The following is a 19,787-nucleotide window of genomic DNA, read 5'->3' on the forward strand; positions in this document are numbered from 1 at the left end:
CGCGAGCTGACCGGCGGCGAGGACGTCGACATCGTCTTCGAGCACCCCGGGCGCGAGACCTTCGGCGCCAGTGTCTACGTCACCCGCAAGGGCGGCACCGTCGTCACCTGCGCCTCCACCTCCGGCTACACCCACGAGTACGACAACCGCTACCTGTGGATGTCCCTCAAGCGCATCGTCGGCACCCACTTCGCCAACTACCGCGAGTCGTGGGAGGCCAACCGCCTCGTCGTGAAGGGCCGCATCCACCCCACCCTCTCCCGGGTCTACCCGCTGGCGCAGACCGGCCAGGCCGCGTACGACGTGCACCGCAACCTCCACCACGGCAAGGTCGGCGTCCTGTGCCTGGCCCCGCGCGAGGGCCTCGGGGTGCGCGACGAGGAGCTGCGCGCCCGGCACGCCGATGCCATCAACCGCTTCCGCGCCGCGCCGCTCCCGGCCGCCTGACCTTCCCCGCCGGGCCTGTTGACCTTCACCCTGGGGAAGGACCCAGCATCGGCGGGGCCGGGCGACAGCGCCCGGTACGAGGAGGGCGGGCATGGAACTGCTGACCATCGGCGCGTTCGCGCGGGCCTCCCGGCTCTCGCCCAAGGCCCTGCGCCTCTACGACGAGCTGGGCCTGCTGACCCCCGCGCGCGTCGACCCGGTCACCGGCTACCGCTTCTACGCGCCCGGGCAGCTGGAACAGGCCCGGCTCGTCGCGTGGCTGCGGCGGCTGGGCATGCCGCTGGCCCGCATCCGGCACGTCCGCGCCCTTCCCACGGCGCAGGCCGCGCAGGAGGTACGCGCCTTCTGGGCCGGGGTCGAGGCCGACACCGCCGCACGGCGGGACCTCGCCGCCTTCCTCGTCGGCCACCTCTCGGGGAAGGACCCGTCGATGCCCGCCACCACCGCACCCCTCGCCATCCGCTACGCCGCTCTCTCCGACCGCGGGCTGGCCCGCGAACGCAACCAGGACACCGCCTACGCCGGTGCCCGGCTGCTGGCCGTCGCCGACGGCTACGGCGGCGCGGGCGACCTCGCGAGCGCCGCCGCCGTCGGCGCGTTCGAGCAGCTGGACGCCGCCGCCCTCCCGGCGGGCGAGCTGCTGGGCGCCCTGGAGGACGCCGTCGAGCGCGCCGGACGCGCCGTGGACGGAACCGCCGAGGCGGCTGACGCCGCCGAGTCCGGGACCACGCTCACCGCGATGCTGTGGACCGGGTCGCAGCTCGCCCTCGTCCACATCGGCGACTCCCGTGTCTACCTGCTGCGCGACGGGGAACTGTTCCGTATCACGCACGACCACACCGTGGTCCGGTCGATGGTCGACGAGGGACGGCTGAGCCCTGACGAGGCCGCCTCGCACCCGCAGAGGTCGCTGCTGGTGCGGGCGCTCGGCGGCGGCGCGGACGCCACCGCGGACCTGAAGCTGCAGGACGCCCGGCGTGGCGACCGCTACCTGCTGTGCTCCGACGGCCTGCCGGCCGCCGTGCCGACGGAGGAGATCCACCGGGTGCTCGCCTCGGTGGCGGAGCCCGAGCCGGCCGTCCGCGAACTGGTCGCCCTGGCCAACGGCCGCGGCGGTCCCGACAACGTCAGCTGCGTGATCGCGGACGTGGTGGAGAGCCGGGGGTAGCGGGCGGCGGGACGCACCAGCCGGTGGCGGCGGCCCAGCGCTCGGCCGCCGCCATCAGCACCGCGGTCGCGGCGGCCTTGATCTGGCCGTGGCCGAACAGGTCCGGCACGCCCAGCGCGAGCCGCTGCTTGAAGTCGCCCCACGCCTGCCGGGATTCGGCGTCCGCGCGCAGGTGGTCGCGGAAGAGCAGCGCGAAGCGGGCGCTCGGCCCGTCGTGCGCGCGCAGGTGGACGTTGCGGGAGCGGGCGCCGGCGGGTGGCGCGAAGGCCGGCTTGCGGCACTCCCGGCCGCCGGAGAACCCGGTGCGGTTCCACGGCCCGGCGCGGGTCGCCCGGCGCATCCCGCAGCAGCGCGGCGGTCTCGCCGGGCTCCGCGGGCCACTCGAGGCCGGTACCCGACCACCGCGAGCGGGCGGCGCGGCTCATCGGGAAACGGCAGGGGGGAGGCTGCCGCCAGGGGCTGCACGGGAGTTGGCGGTGCGCGTATCGTGGAGGCGAAACGCATCGGCGCCCGCCGCGGCTCTCTTTCCGGGCGGGCCGAGTGGGGGAAGAAGGGTGCGTGCCCGATGGTGATCGGGCTCCTCTCCGCAGTTGCCGCCGTGCTCTACGGCGCCACGGTCTCCGTCCTCGCCTTCACCGCGACCTTCGCGCGCCGTCCCGCCCTGCGCGGTGCGGCCCGCAGCACCCTCGCCGTCCTGGTACGGGAGGCGGCGCCGGGAAGGCCGGGAAGGGGGGCCGACCGGCTGGGCTGACCGTACGTCGGTCCAGGGCGGCGCACGTGCTGCGAGCGCCTGCCGCCTGCCGCCGCTTCCGACGTCCCGTGGGGCCGGAGGGAGCGGCGGGGCGGGCGCGGGGGAGGGGGCGAACGAGTCCCCCCATTGGTCTGGACCTCTTGGCGTCGCTGCGGCTGGCATGCGAGCGACATCGCACCACCTCCCCTGAGATGTGACGTCACGTCAGCATGTCTCCAGCCAAAAGGAGTTGGCACGTGAGGCGACGTATCGGACTGGTCGCCGCCGCGGCCGCCGCGGCCGCGGTCCTCGCACCCCTCGCCGCCGGGACCTCCGCCCACGCGGCGGGCGAATGGCACACCCAGGGCGTCTACTACACCTACGACCAGTGTCAGGCCGCCGGAGTCGCGGGTTACCACCTGTGGGGGCCGAACTTCCTCTGCCAGAGCTCCGCCGGTTACGTCTACCTCCTGGTCCACTGAGGCCCCGCCCGTTCCCCCGCCCGGCCCGGGCGGCGGGGAAAGGGCGCCCGCCCTCCCGGCGGTTCAGCCGCGGGCGGCTTCGCGGACCGCCCCGGGGGCCTTCCTGTCCAGTGAGACCCGCACCAGCGCCGCCGCGAGCACCGCCGGCTCCGTGTCCGCGCCGTCCGCGAGGTCGGCGAGCTTCCCCGGCGAGCTGGGCAGGCCCAGCGTGCGGGCGCCCTGCTCGGCCTTGTCGCCGAAGTAGGGGGCGATCTGCGGCCACACCGCCTGGGCCTCGCGGAGGAAGATGTCCGCGCCGGCCGGGCCGATGCCGGGGAAGTCGCGCAGGCGCCCGCGAATGCCCTCCACGTCGCCGTCCGCGTCGTCCCGCAGCCGGCGCAGGTCGCCGCCGTAGCGCCGCTGCGCCAGCTCGGCGCCCTCACCGAGCCGGGTGGCGGTGCTCTCGTCGTAGCGCCGGTAGCCGCCGCGGCCCAGTGCGTCGACCCGCTGCTGCCAGGTGGCGTCCGCCATCGCGCGCGGGTCGCGCATACCGGCCGCCGACAGCTCCCTCGCCGCGGCCAGTGCGACGTCGGCCCTGATCCGGGCGCTCAGCAGATCCGCGAGCACCAGCAGCCGGTAGAGCGGCTGCGGTGTGTCCCTCATGCGGATCCCCGCCTCCTCGGCGTACGTGCGGCCGTAGCCGTCCACTAGCGCGTGCGTGATGCCCTGCCGGTCGGTGCCGGCCATGTCATCCACCTCCCACCGGGTGCGTAGGCACTGCGGCTACCCGCCCGGGCGCCGCCGAACCGCCGCGCGGGGCGATCCGCGTTCGGACCCGCCGCCCGCGGAAAGCCGCCACCGCGCCTGGCGGGCCGCACGGCCCCCGCCCCGGGCGGGGCTCGGTGAAAAGTGAGGGATTCACCCGATTGGACTGGTATGTCGCCGGGTAGTCGCCGGACATGAGCGGCCGAAGCCGCCGCTACGGTCAGTGAACGCCGGCGACGGTAGCCGGGCCCCTCGGGTGAGGAGGCGCACGATGGTCCTTTCCCTGCACGAACGACGAGTGATCGCCGACCTCGAACGGTTGCTCACCCGCGACGATCCCAAGCTCTCCAAGACGCTCGCGGACTTCGGGCGCACCCGCCCGGAACCGCTGCACCCGCCGTCACCTCCCGCACCGGAGACCGAACCGGCCCCGGTGGAGCCCCCGGGCTCGGAGCGGTCCGGCCGGATCACCGCGTGGGCGAGCGTCCTGGCGCTGGTGCTGCTCTTCGCGGCCCTCGCCCTCTCGGCGGCCGCGCAACTGCTGGCCGCGAGCGTGTGCGCGCTGGCGGGTGTCGCGAGCTGGGCGGTCTACCGCGCCGGGCGGCACCGCCGGTCGCAACCGCCGCCCCCCGGACCCGGCCCGGGCATCGGTCCCGGCGGCTGAACCGCCTCCCGGTGGGGGCCGGACGCGTCGCGGGTCAGCCGGAGAGCGGCTGCTCGGCCCAGATGGTCTTGCCGTGGGTGGTGTAGCGGGTGCCCCAGGTGTCGGCGAGCTGGGCCACCAGGAAGAGCCCGCGGCCGCCCTCGTCCATGCCGCCGGCGTGCCGCAGATGCGGCGAGGTGCTCGAGGTGTCGGTGACCTCGCAGACCAGCCGGTCGGTGCGGATCAGCCGCAGCGTCAGCGGCGGGCGGCCGTAGCGGATCGCGTTGGTGACCAGCTCGCTGACGATGAGCTGGGTCGTCGGTGCCTCCTCGGCGGCGTTCCACAGCGTCAGCTGCTCGGCGGCCAGGTCGCGGGCCCGCGAGACCGACGCGGGTTCCGGTGGCACCTCCCACGACACCACGTCGCGCCCGGACACCGGCCGCGGGCGGGCGAGCAGCAGCACGCCGTCGTCCTCACCGGACCGTACCGGCCGGATCGCCTCGACCGCGTGTGCGGCCATCACCTCCAGGTCGTCCGCCGGACGCCCCAGGGACCGCACCAGGGCGTCCGGCGCGGTGGAGCCGTCAGGGCCGCCGACCACGCCGCGCGTGTAGAGGGCGAGGACCCCGTCCTCCGGCAGGTCGAGGGTGACCGACTCGAAGGTGCCGTGCTCGCCGAAGGGCGGTCCCACGGGCATGTCGACCGGCTCCGGCGGCCGGTCCGTCCCCACCACGAGCGGCGGCGGGTGCCCGGCGCTCGCGGCCTGGCAGTGCCCGGTCACCGGGTCGTAGAAGACCAGCAGGCAGGTCGTGGTGACCCCCGGACGCTCGCCCGAGGCTTTGTTCGTGGCCAGGATCTGCCGCACCAGGTGCTCCAGGTGGGTCAGCAGTTCGTCGGGCGCCAGGTCCATGCTGAGCAGCGCGCGCACCGCGGTGCGCGCCCGCCCGGCGCGCGCGACCGCCTGGATGCCGTGCCCGGTGGCGTCGCCCGCCACGAGCGCGACCCGCGCGCTGGACAGCGCGATGACGTCGCACCAGCTGCCGCCCTTGCCCTTGTACCGCCGCCCGGGCAGGTAGCGGCGGGTGTGCTCCATGGCCGGGTGGGCAGGGACGACGTCGCGCAGCAGCGCGTGCCGCAGGGCCTGCCGCGTGTGGGCCGAGCGCGTCTCCCGGCGGGCGTTGTCGAGGCAGACCGCGCCGTGCGCGGCGACCGCCGCGGCCAGCTCCAGGTCGCCGGGCGCGAACGGGGGCGCCGCGGGCCCGCGGTAGAGGTGGAGCAGGCCGAGCACGGTCCCGTGCGCCGCCAGCGGGAGGGCGGCGAGCGTGTGCGCGGGCCGCGCGTCCGGGGCGAGCCACGGCGTGTCGGGCCCCGTCCCCGACTCCAGCAGCGGCATCCCGCCGGTCAGGGAACGCGCGTACGGGCTGCCCGGCGCGTACGCCACGTCCGCGCCCACGGGCACCTCGCCCGGCGCGCCGCCGCCCGCGCGGCAGGAGGCCGCCCTCCGGAGTCCCGCGGCCGCGCCGTCGACCGGGCCGGGCGGTGGCACATTGCCGTCCACCACGCCGTCGAGCAGGTCGACGGCCGCGAAGTCGGCGAGGCCGGGCACCGCGGCGCGGGCCAGCTCGTCCGCGGTGCGCAGGACGTCCGCGGTCGTGCCGATCGAGGCGACGGCCGCGCGCAGCAGGTCGCTCCCTGCCGGTTGCCGCTCATCGGGCGTGGCCACGACCCCAGTCTCGGCGGGGGCCGGGACCGCCGCCACCGGTGGTAGGGCGCGCGGGGGAGGCGGTCCGGGCCCTGAGGGCGGCACCGCCACCCGGCGGTGCCGCCCTCAGGGCCCGGCGCGTGCGGGGCGGCTCCGGCGCATTCCCGGCCGGGAGGACCGACGCCGTCTCCTTCGGCGGGACCGCGGACGGTCAGGCGGTTCGGTTGCCCAGCCGTGCCGTGCCGTGCCGTGCCGTGCCGTGCCCAGCCGTGCCGTGCCGTGCCGTGCCGTGCCCAGCCGTGCCGTGCCGTGCCTGTGCCGCCGGTCACCGGTCGCCGACCGGCGCCGCCGCCTGCCGCGGCGGCGCCGCCCGTACGCCGGTCGGGGTGTCCGGGTCGAGCGCTGCCGCGACGACCAGCGCCTCCAGGTCGAGCACCAGGGCGTGCACGTCGTCCGCGGACACATGGTGGGTGTCCACCTGGATCTCCAGTTCCACCGTGTCCTCGGCCGCCCCGACCTGGACCATCAGCTTGTCGAGGTACGTCTCGAACGGCCTGCCCCAGCGCAGGGCGCTGCCGGCCCGCGCGGTTTCCAGCTCCTGCCGCGAGGGCGGCACCTGGCCGGGGGGCTCGACGCCGACGCCGAGCCTTCGGTCGTTGAACAGGCAGGAGGTCTCGACGGCTTCGCCGCGCTCCCGGTCGATCCGGGCGCGCAGCTCGTCCAGCGCGACCGGGTCGTAGTAGGCGTGCTTCGAGCAGAGGGCCAGGGCCCGCCGCGTACGGTCCACGACCTCGTCGAAGGGGGCGTCGGCGACGTCGACCATGAACAGGCCGTTCACGGAGAGCGGGTGGGACACGTCGGCCAGACCCGGCCGGAAGCGGTTGCTGACGACCACCTGGATCAGGGCGGGGGTGATGCCGGTCAGCCGTGCCACCGCGACCGCGTACGCGGCGAGCAGCACCGAGGACGTCGCGTCGCCGGTGCGGGCGGCCACGGCCTTGGATGCCAGATGCAGGGCGGGGGAGGAGAAGACGGCGAGTCGGTAGCGCGGCTCGCCGCGGTCGACGCGGGGGCCGAACCGCCGGGGTCCGGCCGCGCGCAGCAGACGCTCCCAGTGGCGCAGCGAGATGTCGTTCTGCCGCCGGGCGGACGGCGTCCGCTGCAGCGCGGCCAGTTCCAACGGCCCCGTCGCGGGCACCGGTTCAGCCGCCTCGCCGGTGACCCGGTCCCGCTCGCCCAGTTCGCGCAGCATGACGGCGATGCCGCCTCCGTCGGTGGCGATGTGCGAGATCGTCACCACCACGTGGGTGACCCTGCCGCCGCTGCGCACCGCGGCCATCCGGATCGGCCACTCCCCGGCGTGGTCGAACGGCGTGGCCTCCCACCGCTCGGCCAGTTCCCGGGCGACCTGGCCGGGGTCGCCGCCGTCCGGGACGTCGGCGATCCCCAGCACGGCCCGGCCCGAGCCGAACACCTCCTGGACCAGGCCGCCGTCCGCGCCGGTCCGGACGCGGGCCCGCAGCGAGGCGTAGCGGCACAGGAAGAACCGCAGTTCCGACGCGAGGTCGTCGACCGTCCGGCCGTCGGTGACGGGCACCGCGCCGCCCATGCTCATCGATGTGCCGGCCTGCTGCATCAGCGTCCAGACCTTGCGCTGTCCCCAGGTCAGCCCGCCGACGCCGGCCCCCGGTCCGTCGAAGGCCACGTCGACCCGGTCCGTCATCCGCGCCCCGCCCGGCATCGTCCCCGGCACCGCTCCAGCCATCGGCTGCCGCCCCCTCGAAGTGTCCGCCGCTCCCCGACAACCAGCCGGGTCATCGTGGGGCGGGCACTCCCCGCTCCGCAAGGCTTTGAGGGAATTCAGCAAGAACTGCAATCATTTGATGGAAACAGTTGTCACTTCGCCGCCTCGGCGTTGAGGTGGCGGGCGAGTTCCGCCGGGTGGGTGAGCTGCGGGTAGTGCCCGGCCCCGGCGATCACGGTCACCGGGTTGCCGACCGCCACGGTCGGCGGGTCGGCGGCACCCACGACGATCTCGACCGGGACGCCCACCCGGGGCAGCAGCAACCGCGACTGCCCGCGTTCTGCGTGGTCCGTACGCAGGGCGGCGACCGCCCGGCGCGCCACCCCCGGGCGCCGCAGGTCGGCTGCGGCGCCGGCCACCTCCGGTCCCTCCGGGAGGCCGAGCGTCCCCGCCAGGCGGGAGGCGGACATACGGCGCATCGCCCGCACGGCGACGGGCGAGCGGGTGAGCCGCGCGGCGGGGGCCTGCAAGAACGAGGGGGAGACGAGCACCAGCTTGCTGATGTGCTCGGGGTGCTCGACGGCGAAGCGGAGCGCGGGCCCGCAGGCCAGCGAATGCGCGACGAGTACGGGTCGGGTACGCACCGGGCTCATCAGGTCGGCCAGCCACTCGTCCACCGGCCGGGCGGAGGCGGCCGAGCGTCCCAGCCCGGGCAGGTCCGGGGCCAGGACGGGCCCGGTGAGGCAGGCGGCGACCGGCGCCCAGAGGTCGGCGTTCATCGGCAGCCCGTGGAGCATGACGTGGGCCGGCCGGTGACGCTCCCCGGCCACCCAGGTACGGGTGCCCGCGACGGAGTGGAAGCCGTAGGGCCGTACCCAGGGTGAAGCGGCGCCGAAGCGGGCGGCCACCAGGTCGTCGGCCCAGGTGCGCAGCGCGTCGGCGACCGGGGGCATCTCCAGACCGACGGTCGCGGCGAAAGCCGCGGCGGACGCCGTCGGGTACCGGTCCGCCGAAAGGAACGACAACGTCTCCGGGTCCGCGCCGGTGAGCTTGCGCGGCAGACGCCGCAGGAGGCCGACGGGTACGGAACGGCGGGGCGCCCGCACGCCCGTGTGGCCGGCAACGGTGCCGATCAGCTCGGGGAGCAGGGGCGTGGTGTCGTCGAGCACCCAGTGGTGCTCGCCTGCGGGTGCCGCGGGGACCTCCGCCAGGAAGCGCACGAAATAGCCGATCGTGACGAGCGGCACGAAGACGTCCGGGCCGCCGGGCAGGGCGGGGAGCCGCCCGTTCCACAGGTTCTCGACGAGGGCGGCGGGGCCGATGTACTGCCCCGGCCCGATCACGCTGCTGGGATTGGCGATGGTCAGCGGGACGTCCAGCTCGCGGGCTCGTGCCCGTACGGCGAGATCTCCTTCGAACTTCGAGGCCTCGTACGCACCCGGCCCGGCGTAGTCGGGCCGGCCGCTGGGCGCGCTCACCCGGTAACCGCTGACATGCACCAGCCGCCGGAGCCCGGGCAGCGCCGCGGCCCATTCGAGCACGTTGAGCGCCCCCGTCACGTTGACCGCCCGGGCCTCCTCCACCCCGAGGCCGAACGCGTAGCGGGCGGCGGTGTTGTAGACCACGCGCGCGTCGGGCAACCCGCTGAGGGGCCGTGTGACGTCGGCGGTGGCGACGGCCAGCCCGCCGGTGTCGATGCCCTGGTCGGCCAGCCAGGGGGTGAGGGTGTCGTTGCGGACGACGGCCGCCACCCGCATTCCCCTGCCCAGCAGTTCGGCGACCAGGGAACGGCCGATGAAACCGGTGGCGCCGAAGACGATCGCGTCCATGACGGGCTCCTAATGGATCGGTCTACATATTCTGATCCCGGAAAAACGCCCGCCGGCAGCGGCGGGCGGTCCCGGCGGTCTCAGCCGAGCAGGGCGGTGATCTGGCGGGCGACCGCCCTCAGCGGTTCGCGGCTGCGGTGCGCCCTGGCCAGCAGGAGTGCCCCCTCGATCAGCGCCAGGACCGTGACCGAGAGGTCGTCGGCGTTCGCACGGCCGTCCAGCCGCGCACGAAGGGTCGCCTCCCACTCGGTGTAGACCTCCGAGCACACCTTCTGCAGCGGATCGCTGGTCGCGGCCATCTCCAGTGCCACGGTGGCCACCGGGCACCCCTTGCGCCAGCCCGACCCCTCCAGCCGGTCGCCCAGGTGCCGCAGCACGGCGTCGACGAACTCCGCCGCGGACGAGTGGGAGTCGGCCAGCCCCCCCATGGCGTCGTTGACCGCCCGGCCGGCCTGCCGCAAGGACGTCCCGACCAACTGGTCCTTGCCGCCGGGGAAGTGGAAGTAGAGCGAGCCGCGAGGCGCGCCACTGGCCGCGACGACCTGGTTGAGCCCGGCGCCGAAGTATCCGCCGGCCTCGATCAGCTCCTGCGTCGCATCCGTCAGCCGATCCCGTGTCTCGGCGCCCTTCTGACCCATGGCATGAGAATAGACCGGCCTACATATTATCTCAACCGAGCTTCGCCGAACGCGGGTTCGGGTGCCGCGCGGATGCGGTGACCGGATTCCGGCCGGAGCCGGGATCGCGGCGTCAGCGGCGGCGGGGACGGCCCGATGCGCGGCGCCTGCCGTACGCTTTCGACCGTACGGCTACCCGTGGGAGGCGGCCACATTGCTCACGCTCGATCTGCACCCGATCTTCCGCAGCAACCGCGACCTCGACATCGCGCTGCGCCAGGCGCTCTTCAGGGCTGCCGCCACCGGTGTCGACGTGCTGCAGGTCATCCCGGGGAAGGGGACGGGCGCGCTCAGGCAGCGGGTGCTCAACACGCTGGCGCAGGCGCACCTGAAGAAGCTCTACGCCCGGGTCGAGGTCGACCCCGCCAACCCCGGGCGGATCCTGGTCCACCTGCGCTGACCACGGGCGCCCAGGAGCGGCGGCGGGTGCCGGCCGGTCAGTCGGCTGCCGGCCCGACGCCTGAGCGTGCGTCCGGCCGTCGCGGAGGCCGCCTGGTGATTGCCCGCCCAATTGGCTAGGTTGCCGCCACCTCGTCCGAACACACAGGAGAGCGGCAGCCATGAGGCAGCAGCACAAGACCTTCCGCGCCATCGAGGTCGGCGACGGCAGCGACGGGCAGTGGGCCGCCTACGCCCGGGACCTGTGGGAGGAGATGGCGGGCCTGCTGACCGAGGAGGGCCGGACTCCGGAGGGCGGGACCCGCGTTCGGGAGCTGTTCGGTGCGCACATGCCGGAACTGCTCCCGGTCCTGGACCGCCTGGCCGGGCAACTCGACCGGCCCGGGGCGGAAGCCTTCCTCACGCACGCCGCGCTGCGGCCGTTCTCCCAGGCCTGCACCCAGATCGGCCGTAACGGCACGCTGCTGCGCAACTACGACCTCCCGCCCGAGCAGTGCGAGGGCATCATCGCCTCCTCGTGCTTCCTGCGCCCCGTGATCGGGATGCAGGACATGCTGTGGGGCCTGCTGGACGGGATGAACGACGCCGGTCTCGCGATCTCGCTCACCTGGGGCGGACGTTCCGCCTACGGACGCGGCTTCTCGATCCTCGTCGTGGTGCGCTACCTGCTGGAGACGTGCGACACCGTCGACGAGGCGCTCGCCAGGCTGCGGTCCCTGCCGATCGCCGTCCCCCAGAACCTCACCCTCGTCGATCCCGCGAAGGCGGTGACGGTGTTCGTGGGGCCGGACATACCGCCGACGGTGGCCCCGGACGCCTGCGCCGCCAACCACCAGCACCTGCCGGTGACCGACGAACAGGAGCGGGCCCTGCAGACGCAGGAGCGACTGCGCGCCATCCGCGCCGCGGGTACGGACGTGGCGGCGATGCTGAAGCCGCCGCTGTACCGCTCCGTCGACGAGCAGGGGTCGAGAACGCTGTACACAGCCCACTACCTGCCCGTCGAGGGCCGTGTGACGTACTACTGGCCCGGCGAGTCCTGGCAGCAGTCCTTCGACGACTTCGCACCCGGATCCCGCACCGTGAGCCTGGGCCGGGCTTGCTGAGCGGCCTTCAGGTGCATCCGTTCCGCCGCCGGCAGCGTCCTTCACAGCGTCGTTTCTGCGCGGGGCGCTCCGGGGCGCCCCGCGCAGAGCGGTACCGTGACCGGCGCGCGTTCGGGCGCGCGAGGGGGACGCGGACGGATGGGGGCGCGTGATGAGGATGCGGGCGAAGGCGGTCGCGGGGGCCGTGGCGCTTGCCGCGGTGGCGGTCACGGGGTGCGGCGGCAGCGGCGGCTCCGGTGCGGACGACACCCTCCGCACCGAGCTGGGCAGGATCACCGACACGGCCGGGCACCGCGCCTGGGTCGACTTCGGTGACCTCCGCGCCCAGCGCGAGGCCGGCCTGACGGGCTCGGGCCCGGCGGCCTCCCAGCTGGGCGGGCACGGATGGGGCGAGGTGGCGCCCTCCGCCCTGCTCACCCGGAAGAGCTTCGGCTTCGACGGCCGCAAGGCGGATCTCGCCGTCGAGGCGGGCAACCCGCCCGACACCGGCGGCCGGTTCGACGGCGGTGTCGACCCGGCCGCGGTGACGCCGAAGGTCCAGGCGCTCGGCGGCGAGCCGGAGAAGGACGGGCCGGCGGGGAAGACCTGGCGCCTCCAGCAGGACCACAAGATCTCGATGACGGGTCCGCTCGCGGACACGTTCACCGGTGCGTCGGTCGGGCACTTCAACCTCGTGCGGACCGGCGGCTCCTCGCTCGTCCACGCGTCCTCGCTGGCCGCGCTCGACGGCGTCGACGCGGACGGCGGCCGGACCCTCGGCAGCGACGCCGGCTTCACCGCGGTCGCCGAGTGCCTCGACCACCCGCTGGCCGCGGAGCTCACCGACCACGGCACCGGCGACACGGAGGCGGCAGCCGACGGCACGGTGCTCGGCGTGGGTACGCGCGGCACCTCGGCCACGAGCCTGACGAACGAGCTGTGCCGGACCAACCCGTCCGCGTCCGCCGCGAACGCACTCGCGGCGCGGCTGCGCACGCAGCTCGCCTCGGGCCGCTCGCCTTCGGCCGACGAGCCGTGGTCGCAGCTGCTGACAGGCACGAAGGTCACGGTCGACGGCGGCCCGCAACACGTCGTGCGGCTGACGGGCCGCCCTGCCGACGGCCGCGGCGACGTGCTGATGCAGGCGCTGGCCACGGGCGATCTGGCACCGCTCCTCGGCACCTGAACGCCACCGGCCGCGCGGCGGACCGGACGGCCGGTCAGGGCGGCTCCGCGCACGCCGTGGCGGCGGGAGCGTGCTTCGCGGTGTGCGCCGCTGCCGCGGCCTACGGGCGGCCCACCTGATCATTCACAGTTCCGCTGACCCGCGAATCGTCGACCAGGGCGGCCGCGGTCAAGGTGAGGTGCCTGACCAGGACCGCGGCTGCCGTGTCGGCGTCGCGGGCCAGTGCCGCCTCCTCCAGGCTGCGGTGTTCCTCGATGCCGTCCCGGCCGGGGGTGCGGTGTGCCGCCCAGCGGCGCGCCAGTTCGCTCGCGGTCCACAACCGGTCGAAGGTCTCCAGCAGGGCGCGGTTGCCGCACCCCTCCAGCAGGGTGCGGTGGAAGACCCGGTGCGCCTCGGCCCAGGCGTCGGTGTAGTGCTCGCCCTCTGCCGGATCGTACGGCGGGGTGCGGGCCAGGCGGTGGTGGGCGGCGCGTACGCGGGCCTCCCAGTCGACGTCGCCGCGCTCGACGGACATGCGCAGGACCACCGGCTCGACGGTCCGGCGGGCTTCCGCGATCTCCTGCCAGCGGTGGTCGGAGAAGGACGGGACGGCGAATCCGCGGTTGGGGAGCCGGTCTGCGAGCCCCTCACCGACGAGCCGCACGAGCGCCTCACGCGCCACGGCGAGGCTCACCCCCCGTTCCCTGGCGAGGTCCTGCGGCCTGAGGGCGTCGCCGGGGGCGTGGTCCCCGCGCATGATCGCGCTCCGGAGATGGGCGTGGACCTGCTCGGAGAGCATCTGCTTCCCCGGGGGAGCGGGGCTGTGCGGCGTACCCGTCATGGAAGCCAGCATAGACGATCGGGAAGAAAATCGATTATCTCTGTTACTGTCGATTGTGGGTGGGTCGGGGCGGTCGGCGACGGCAGCGCTCCCCGACGCCCCGCCCGCGCAGACCGCTGCGTCGGCGCCGCCCCGGTTTTCCCCGGAGAGAGGACACCGCGATGCCCCTTCGTGCCCGTTTGACCGGCCTGCCCGCCGTCCGTGCCGTCAGCCACGCGGTCAGCGCCGCCCACCGGTTCGTCTACCTCGCCCCCGAGGCCGCGGAGGAAGCGGCGGCACTCGGCGTGGCCGACCCCGGACCGGCGTACCTGGCCTACCGGTCGGCCGCGCTGGGCGCCGTCCCCTGGCAGGTCACCCTCGCGGCCTTCTACAACTTCAGCCCCCGGGCGGTGCGTGCCATGGCAGGAGTGTGGGACGTCGCGCCGCCCGAGCGGTGGCAGGCCGCCCGCTTCGTGGCCGCCGGGCGGGCGATGCGGCGCGCCGGAGTGCGTCTCACGGACGACCGGCTCGGCGAGGCCCGCGCGCTGATCGACCCGGTCGTCGCACGCGCCGACTACGCGGGCAAGGTGCTGGCTGCCGCGAACGCCTCGGTCGCGCTTCCGTCCGATCCCCTTGTCGCGCTGTGGCAGCAGATCACGGTGGTGCGCGAATGGCGCGGCGACGCGCATCTCGTCGTGCTTGCCGACAACGGCCTCGGACCGTGCGACTGCCTCGTCCTGCACACGGCGAGCGACCTGCTCCCGACGGCGCTCGTGCGGGCGACCCGCCAGTGGGACGACGAGGAGTGGGCCGCGGCGACGGCACGTCTCGCGGCGCGCGGCTGGCTCGACTCCGACGCCCTGCTCACCGACGCCGGCAGCGCGGCGCGCGAGCGCATCGAGGTGGAGACGGACGAGCACTGCGCCGCGCTGTGGGCCCCCGCCGGCGACGCGGGCGCCCACCGCCTCGCCTCGCTGATCGCGCCGATCGCCGACGCGTTCGCGGTGGCGGGGACATTCCCGGCCGTCCGTCAGGCCCCGGTCCGCCGGGCTGCGGGCGCGTACGGGACAGCCGCCGGCGGTGCCCTGTGACCGGGCGCAGGCGCTCGCAACGCCCGCCGGGGTGCTTTCGCCGGCGCCGGGGCAGACGTGGCAGCCCTGCAACCGGCTCTTCTGTACGGACGCCGAGGGCTGCGGCCGGATGGTGCTGACCGGCAGCCGGCGGGAGGACTACGTCCCCGTCCACCTCGCGGGCCGTGCTGTGCGGCTGACGACGTCACCGTCGAGAGGCGGTGTGGCAGCGCGGCAGTCTCCTGGCACATCGGTACCATTACGTCACATTTCACCACATTTCATCACTGCCGGGCTGCTGCCCAATGACGGGGAAGGGCGCGTTTCGTTCTCATGCACTTCTCCCGCCGGGACCCGCCCGGCGACCGGCGGGCGGAGGGACCGCCGCGCGGCCGGTGGTGGCGCAGCCCGGGGTCGCTTCTCGGCGCGCGCAGCGTGGTCGGCCAGATGTTCGTCCTGCAGATGGCGATCATCCTGCTGATGGCGGTGGTGGCGGTCGTCCTCCTCGTGGCGACCGTCGAGCGCGCGGCCACGCGCTCCGCCGCCGACCGCTCGCGTGCTGTCGCCGACGCGATCGCGCATTCCCCCGGGATCACCGCGGCCCTGCAGTCACATGATCCGACAGCGGTGTTGCAGCCCGACGCCGAAGCGATCAGACGTGGGGCCGGTCTCGACTTCGTCGAGATCGTCGACAAGCGGGGAATCCGCTACACGCATGCCGACCGGCGCCTGATCGGCAAGCGGATCACCTACTCGAAGGACCTGGACGCCTTGAGGTCCGGACGTGCGATCACCGGGCGCAACGTGCCGGCGAGTCACACCACGATGCGGACGTTCATGCCGATCAGGGACAGCGACGGCGCGGTGATCGGCGGTGTGGCCGTAGGCGTGCGTGTGGCGGGCATCGGCACGGAGGCGACGCGGCAACTTCCCCCGCTGCTGGGGGTCACAGCCGCCGGCGTGGTCGCCGGCGCGGTCGGGGCGGCGCTGGTCGGAAGAAGCCTCCTGCGGCAGACGTACGGTCTCGGCCCGGCCGAGATCACCCGCATGTACCGGCACCACGACGCGGTCCTGCACGCCGCCCGCGAGGGGATCGTCATCGTCGATGCCGACCACCGGATCCTTCTGGTCAACGAGGAGGCGCGCAGGCTCCTCGACCTGCCCCCGCAGGTGCAGGGGCGGCTTGTGGACGAGCTGGCCCTCGAACGGCCCCTGTCCGATCTCCTCGCCTCGGGGCGGGCGGCCGCCGACGAGGTGCACCTCGCCGGCGGCCGGGTGCTGACCGTCAACCAGCGGCCCCTGGGCGAGTACGGGGCCGCGTCCGGCAGCGTCGCGACGATGCGGGACTCCACGGAACTCCGCGAGCTGTCGGGCCGGGCCGAGGCCGCGAGGGAGCGGCTGGCGCTGCTGTACCAGGCCGGTGTGGGAATCGGAACCACCCTGGACGTCACCCGGACCGCCGAGGAACTGGCCGAGGCGGCGGTCCCGCGGTTCACCGACTACATGACGATCGACCTCGCGGAGCCGGTGCTCCAGGGCGACGAGCCGACCGGCAGGGAACGCGTGCTGCGCCGCGTCGTCGTCGTGGGCGTCCAGGACGACGCACCGTTCGCCGCGGCGGGCGAGCGCGTCTCGTTCGCCCTGTCGGCGTCCCGGGCGGAGGACTTCGCCGCCGGGAAGGGGGCGATCGATCCGGATCTGCGCGTGGTGCCCGGGCACGTGCCCGGATACGCCCCCGGGTTCGCCTCCCCGGAGGGCCGGCGGGACACGGAGAGGGCGCGGCGCGTCGTCGAGCACGGCGTCCGCTCGCTCGTCACCGTCCCGATGCGCGCCCGCGGAGTCGTCCTGGGCGTGGCCGGCTTCTGGCGTACCGGAAGTCGTGAACCCTTCGAGCGCGGCGACCTGGAGCTGGCCGAAGAACTCGCCGGGCGGACCGCGGTGGCCGTCGACAACGCCCGCCGCTACACCCGCGAGCACGCGATGGCCGTCACCCTGCAGCGCAGCCTGCTGCCGGGATCGCTCTCCGCTCCGGGCGCGCTGGAGATCGCGCACCGCTACCTGCCCACCGAGGCCGGCGGGGTGGGCGGCGACTGGTTCGACGCGATCGCGCTGCCGGGGGCGCGGGTCGCCCTGGTGGTCGGCGACGTCGTCGGCCACGGCCTGCACGCCGCGGCGACCATGGGCAGACTGCGCACCGCCGTCCACAACCTGTCGGCGCTCGACCTGGCGCCCGACGAGCTCATGGCGCATCTGGACGAGCTCGTCAGCCGGATGGACGGCGACGACGACACGGATCGGCCTGTCACCGGAGCCACCTGCCTGTACGCGATCTACGATCCGGCGTCCGGCCGGGCCGTCATGACGCGGGCCGGACACCCCGGTCCCGTGCTGGTCCGGCCGGACGGCTCCGTCTCCACCCCCGAGGTGCCGGTCTCCCCGCCCCTGGGCCTGGGCGGCGCCGAGCCGTTCGAGACCGCCGAGCTGCAGCTCGCCGAGGGGAGCCTTCTGGTCCTCCACACCGACGGGCTGGTCGAAAGACGCGGCCACGACATCGACTTCGGCCTCGGACTCCTGCGGGACGCGCTGGCCGGCCACCCGGGGCGGGGCCCCGAGGAGACCTGCCGGGCGGTCATGGACGTACTGCTTCCCACCCGTCCCGCTGACGACGTCGCCCTGCTCGTGGCCCGGACCCGGCTGCTGCCCCGGGACCGCATCGTCGAGTGGGAGCTTCCCCTCGACGCGGCGGCGGTGGCACCGGTCCGGGCCGGGTGCGCGCGGCAGTTGCAGGACTGGGGGCTGTCCGACCTCGGCTACACCACGGAGCTGATCCTCTCCGAGCTGGCCACGAACGCGATCCGCTACGCAGCCCCGCCGATCACCGTTCGCCTGCTGTACGACGACAGGGCGCTGATCTGCGAGGTCGCCGACGGCAGCAGCACCTCGCCGCATCTGCGCAGGGCGGCGACCACCGACGAGAGCGGCCGCGGACTGTTCCTCGTGGCCCGCCTCGCCCGGCGCTGGGGCACCCGCTACACCCGGCGCGGCAAGGTCATCTGGACCGAGCAGGCGCTGGACGCCGCTCCACCCCCTCCTTCCGCGGACACGACCGACACCCTGCTCGACCAGTGGGGCGACGACCGGGACTGACCCACCCGGGACACCCCGGCCCGGTGCGGGCCCGGCCTCGCAGAGGGTCAACGCCCCGACGCCAACGCCCTGACCCCAACGCCCCGATGGGCGGGTGCGGCCGGCACGACCGGTGAATGGCGCTTTCTTTCATATGTCTTGTGCGACAAGAAGATTTCCTTCACTCTTGGCGTGGGCCGCACCCCGGCCGTACCCCCCGTCCCGGCCGCCACACACTCACCACCCGGAGGACGACATGGCAGGTACCGGCCGTCCCTTCTCCCGCCGCAGCGTTCTGGCGGCCGGTACCGGAGTCGCCGCCGCCGGTCTCGGCGGACGGCTCCGCCCCGGAGGCGGAGCCGCCCCCGCCGCGTACGCCGCGCCCGCAGTACTGACCCCGCAACAGCAGGCCGGGCAGCGGGTCGTCTTCTCCTACTCCGGGACGACCGTCCCGCAGAGCCTGCTCGGGCAGATCAGCGCGGGCCAGGCGGCCGGCGTGATCTTCTTCGGCGACAACATCAGCAGCCTCGCCCAGATCACGGCGGCCGTCCAGCAGATACGGCAGGCCAACGCGAGCAGCCCGTCCCCCGCGCCCCTGCTCCTGATGACCGACCAGGAGGGCGGCCAGATACGGCGGCTGCCCGGGGCCCCGGTCCAGTCGGCCAAGCAGATCGGCGCCTCGGTCGACCCGGCGGGCGCCGCGGCGAGCGCCGGCACGGGCGCGGGCAACCTGCTGCGCAGTGTGGGGATGAACGTCAACCTGGCCCCCGTGCTCGACGTCTACCGGACGGCCGGGGACTTCGACGACCAGTACCAGCGCTCCTACAGCACCGACCCGGAGGTTGTCGCGGTCTGCGGACGGGAGTTCGTCACGGCCCAGCGGGCCACCGGCGTCGCGGCCGCCGCCAAGCACTTCCCGGGTCTGGGGTCGGCGAGCGCGGCGCAGAACACCGACCTGCGGGCCGTCACCCTGACGGCGACGCTCTCCGAGCTGCGGTACATCGACGAGATCCCGTACACCGCGGCGCTCGCGGCGGGCGCCGACCTGGTGATGGTGTCCTGGGCCGTCTACTCCCACCTGGACGCCGCGCACCCCGCGGGGCTCTCCCCGACCGTGGTGCGCAGCGAGTTGCGGGACCGGTTCACCTTCACCGGCGTCACCGTCACCGATGCGATCGGTGCGGGTGCGCTGAGCAGCCTCGGCACCCCGGCGCAGAACGCGGTCGCCGCCGCGGCGGCCGGCATGGACCTCATCCTCGACGCGTCGGGCGACGTCGCACAGGGTCAGGCGATCGTCTCCGCCCTGGCCGCGGCGCTCCAGGGCGGCACCCTCGGCGCCGCGGACTTCGACGCCGCGGTCGGCCGGATCGCCGCCCTGCGCGGCGGGCTGTTCTGACCCTTCCGGCGCGGGATCCGCTCCGGTTCCCGGGGTTCGCCCGTGAGACGCCGGGCGCCTGACGGCGGGTACGTGCCTGGGGAAGGTGCGCCCGGCCGTCAGGGGGGGGAGAGACGGCCGGGCGCCACCGGGCGGCAGCGCCGCCGGTCCCCGGGGGGACATCGGCACCCTGGGGGGCCAACAGGTCGCCTGCCCCGGTTCGCGGTCCCCACACCCGGCGTGCCGCCGCGGCCTGTTCCGGACGACGAGGGGGTGGTCCCGGCTGCCCGCCCCGGACTTCGCTCGCCCGTTCGAGGCAGGCGGTCATGCGTCTCAGGAGGTCGAATGCCGGAATGCGAAGGCGAGAGCCGTGACCCGTCGACGGGGCAGTTGCCCATTGTCGGCTACAACCACCTGGCGGGCCGGACGGCGGAGAGCCTTTTCCCCGGCCTGGGCCCGGAGGAACTGGTGGACCTGCTCCGGTACGAGAGAGCGCACCGAAATCGCCTCCCGGTCATCCGCTCCCTGGTCGAGCGGCTGAGGAATTTCCGCCACGGGGAGGCCGGATAGCCGCCCGGCGG

General features: G+C 74.7%; 19 protein-coding genes. 12 read left to right on the forward strand and 7 right to left on the reverse strand.

The window, feature by feature from the left end; all coding sequences use genetic code 11:
- Positions 1–447: zinc-binding dehydrogenase (locus IH54_RS0115000; protein WP_031516877.1), on the forward strand; the 447-nt coding region annotated here is incomplete at its 5' end.
- 91 nt (positions 448–538) lie between these two features.
- Positions 539–1,615 (forward strand): MerR family transcriptional regulator, encoded by a 1,077-nt coding sequence (locus IH54_RS0115005; RefSeq protein WP_031516879.1) that lies wholly within the window; start codon positions 539–541, stop codon positions 1,613–1,615.
- On the opposite strand, the gene IH54_RS39755 is transcribed toward IH54_RS0115005, so the two are convergent.
- Positions 1,575–1,955 carry a GrpB family protein gene (locus tag IH54_RS39755; RefSeq protein ID WP_052397457.1) on the reverse strand — a complete coding sequence of 127 codons (381 nt, stop codon included), beginning with the start codon at positions 1,953–1,955 and terminating at the stop codon, positions 1,575–1,577. The genes IH54_RS0115005 and IH54_RS39755 overlap by 41 nt on opposite strands.
- Positions 1,956–2,180: 225 nt before the next feature.
- On the opposite strand from IH54_RS39755, the gene IH54_RS0115015 reads away from it, so the two are divergent.
- Both IH54_RS0115015 and IH54_RS0115020 read left to right on the forward strand, forming a co-directional pair.
- Positions 2,181–2,366, forward strand: a complete 186-nt coding sequence (locus tag IH54_RS0115015; RefSeq protein WP_031516883.1) for a hypothetical protein — start codon at positions 2,181–2,183, stop codon at positions 2,364–2,366.
- A 236-nt stretch (positions 2,367–2,602) separates the two neighbouring features.
- On the forward strand, positions 2,603–2,827 hold the full coding sequence (locus IH54_RS0115020) for a hypothetical protein (RefSeq protein ID WP_052397458.1): 225 nt from the start codon (positions 2,603–2,605) through the stop codon (positions 2,825–2,827).
- Between the two features lie 63 nt (positions 2,828–2,890).
- On the opposite strand, the gene IH54_RS0115025 is transcribed toward IH54_RS0115020, so the two are convergent.
- Entirely contained in the window at positions 2,891–3,553 is a 663-nt protein-coding gene (locus IH54_RS0115025) for an endonuclease (RefSeq protein WP_031516887.1), read from the reverse strand.
- Positions 3,554–3,842: 289 nt separating this feature from the next.
- Between IH54_RS0115025 and IH54_RS0115030 the strand changes: the two genes are divergently transcribed.
- Positions 3,843–4,235, forward strand: a complete 393-nt coding sequence (locus tag IH54_RS0115030; RefSeq protein ID WP_078862214.1) for a DUF3040 domain-containing protein — start codon at positions 3,843–3,845, stop codon at positions 4,233–4,235.
- Positions 4,236–4,269: 34 nt separating this feature from the next.
- On the opposite strand, the gene IH54_RS0115035 is transcribed toward IH54_RS0115030, so the two are convergent.
- From IH54_RS0115035 to IH54_RS0115050, 4 genes are all read right to left on the reverse strand, one after another.
- On the reverse strand, positions 4,270–5,937 hold the full coding sequence (locus tag IH54_RS0115035) for an ATP-binding SpoIIE family protein phosphatase (protein ID WP_052397459.1): 1,668 nt from the start codon (positions 5,935–5,937) through the stop codon (positions 4,270–4,272).
- 304 nt (positions 5,938–6,241) lie between these two features.
- On the reverse strand, positions 6,242–7,681 hold the full coding sequence (locus tag IH54_RS0115040; RefSeq protein WP_107060178.1) for a condensation domain-containing protein: 1,440 nt from the start codon (positions 7,679–7,681) through the stop codon (positions 6,242–6,244).
- A 131-nt stretch (positions 7,682–7,812) separates the two neighbouring features.
- A complete protein-coding gene (locus tag IH54_RS0115045) occupies positions 7,813–9,489 on the reverse strand; it encodes an alpha/beta fold hydrolase (RefSeq protein ID WP_031516907.1) in 1,677 nt (558 codons plus the stop codon).
- 80 nt (positions 9,490–9,569) lie between these two features.
- On the reverse strand, positions 9,570–10,127 hold the full coding sequence (locus IH54_RS0115050) for a TetR/AcrR family transcriptional regulator (RefSeq protein ID WP_031516909.1): 558 nt from the start codon (positions 10,125–10,127) through the stop codon (positions 9,570–9,572).
- Positions 10,128–10,320: 193 nt separating this feature from the next.
- Between IH54_RS0115050 and IH54_RS0115055 the strand changes: the two genes are divergently transcribed.
- The 3 genes from IH54_RS0115055 to IH54_RS0115065 all read left to right on the forward strand — a co-directional run bounded on the left by IH54_RS0115055 (position 10,321) and on the right by IH54_RS0115065 (position 12,836).
- Entirely contained in the window at positions 10,321–10,566 is a 246-nt protein-coding gene (locus IH54_RS0115055) for a Smr/MutS family protein (RefSeq protein ID WP_031516912.1), read from the forward strand.
- Positions 10,567–10,726: 160 nt separating this feature from the next.
- Positions 10,727–11,671, forward strand: coding sequence for a C45 family autoproteolytic acyltransferase/hydolase (locus IH54_RS0115060; protein ID WP_031516914.1), 945 nt, complete (start codon positions 10,727–10,729; stop codon positions 11,669–11,671).
- Positions 11,672–11,822: 151 nt separating this feature from the next.
- On the forward strand, positions 11,823–12,836 hold the full coding sequence (locus tag IH54_RS0115065; RefSeq protein WP_031516916.1) for a hypothetical protein: 1,014 nt from the start codon (positions 11,823–11,825) through the stop codon (positions 12,834–12,836).
- A gap of 100 nt (positions 12,837–12,936) precedes the next feature.
- Here IH54_RS0115065 and IH54_RS0115070 read toward each other — a convergent pair whose 3' ends face one another.
- Positions 12,937–13,656, reverse strand: a complete 720-nt coding sequence (locus IH54_RS0115070; RefSeq protein ID WP_031516917.1) for a GntR family transcriptional regulator — start codon at positions 13,654–13,656, stop codon at positions 12,937–12,939.
- A 161-nt stretch (positions 13,657–13,817) separates the two neighbouring features.
- Between IH54_RS0115070 and IH54_RS0115075 the strand changes: the two genes are divergently transcribed.
- From IH54_RS0115075 to IH54_RS39760, 4 genes are all read left to right on the forward strand, one after another.
- Positions 13,818–14,726: an SCO6745 family protein gene (locus tag IH54_RS0115075; RefSeq protein ID WP_052397461.1), complete on the forward strand. Its 909-nt coding sequence runs from the start codon at positions 13,818–13,820 to the stop codon at positions 14,724–14,726.
- Between the two features lie 312 nt (positions 14,727–15,038).
- Complete coding sequence (locus IH54_RS0115080) at positions 15,039–17,852, forward strand: SpoIIE family protein phosphatase/ATP-binding protein (RefSeq protein ID WP_078862215.1); 2,814 nt, start codon at positions 15,039–15,041, stop codon at positions 17,850–17,852.
- 235 nt (positions 17,853–18,087) lie between these two features.
- Positions 18,088–19,227, forward strand: a complete 1,140-nt coding sequence (locus IH54_RS0115085; RefSeq protein WP_031516929.1) for a glycoside hydrolase family 3 N-terminal domain-containing protein — start codon at positions 18,088–18,090, stop codon at positions 19,225–19,227.
- 324 nt (positions 19,228–19,551) lie between these two features.
- Positions 19,552–19,776, forward strand: coding sequence for a hypothetical protein (locus tag IH54_RS39760; RefSeq protein ID WP_043180992.1), 225 nt, complete (start codon positions 19,552–19,554; stop codon positions 19,774–19,776).
- The last annotated feature ends 11 nt before the right edge of the window (positions 19,777–19,787 follow it).

The organism is Streptomyces sp. NRRL F-5123 (assembly GCF_000721495.1).
Classification (GTDB): Bacteria; Actinomycetota; Actinomycetes; order Streptomycetales; family Streptomycetaceae; genus Actinacidiphila.

Bases quoted from the DNA above. Each gene is read 5' to 3' on its own strand.
- IH54_RS0115005 (WP_031516879.1), top strand. From the start codon at position 539: ATGGAACTGCTGACCATCGGCGCGTTCGCGCGGGCCTCCCGGCTCTCG.
- IH54_RS0115080 (WP_078862215.1), top strand. From the start codon at position 15,039: ATGCACTTCTCCCGCCGGGACCCGCCCGGCGACCGGCGGGCGGAGGGA.
- IH54_RS0115070 (WP_031516917.1), bottom strand. From the start codon at position 13,656: ATGACGGGTACGCCGCACAGCCCCGCTCCCCCGGGGAAGCAGATGCTC.
- IH54_RS39755 (WP_052397457.1), bottom strand. From the start codon at position 1,955: ATGCGCCGGGCGACCCGCGCCGGGCCGTGGAACCGCACCGGGTTCTCC.
- IH54_RS0115065 (WP_031516916.1), top strand. From the start codon at position 11,823: ATGAGGATGCGGGCGAAGGCGGTCGCGGGGGCCGTGGCGCTTGCCGCG.
- IH54_RS0115025 (WP_031516887.1), bottom strand. From the start codon at position 3,553: ATGGCCGGCACCGACCGGCAGGGCATCACGCACGCGCTAGTGGACGGC.
- IH54_RS0115030 (WP_078862214.1), top strand. From the start codon at position 3,843: ATGGTCCTTTCCCTGCACGAACGACGAGTGATCGCCGACCTCGAACGG.
- IH54_RS0115040 (WP_107060178.1), bottom strand. From the start codon at position 7,681: ATGGCTGGAGCGGTGCCGGGGACGATGCCGGGCGGGGCGCGGATGACG.
- IH54_RS0115045 (WP_031516907.1), bottom strand. From the start codon at position 9,489: ATGGACGCGATCGTCTTCGGCGCCACCGGTTTCATCGGCCGTTCCCTG.
- IH54_RS0115060 (WP_031516914.1), top strand. From the start codon at position 10,727: ATGAGGCAGCAGCACAAGACCTTCCGCGCCATCGAGGTCGGCGACGGC.
- IH54_RS39760 (WP_043180992.1), top strand. From the start codon at position 19,552: ATGCCGGAATGCGAAGGCGAGAGCCGTGACCCGTCGACGGGGCAGTTG.
- IH54_RS0115075 (WP_052397461.1), top strand. From the start codon at position 13,818: ATGCCCCTTCGTGCCCGTTTGACCGGCCTGCCCGCCGTCCGTGCCGTC.
- IH54_RS0115050 (WP_031516909.1), bottom strand. From the start codon at position 10,127: ATGGGTCAGAAGGGCGCCGAGACACGGGATCGGCTGACGGATGCGACG.
- IH54_RS0115015 (WP_031516883.1), top strand. From the start codon at position 2,181: ATGGTGATCGGGCTCCTCTCCGCAGTTGCCGCCGTGCTCTACGGCGCC.
- IH54_RS0115085 (WP_031516929.1), top strand. From the start codon at position 18,088: ATGGCAGGTACCGGCCGTCCCTTCTCCCGCCGCAGCGTTCTGGCGGCC.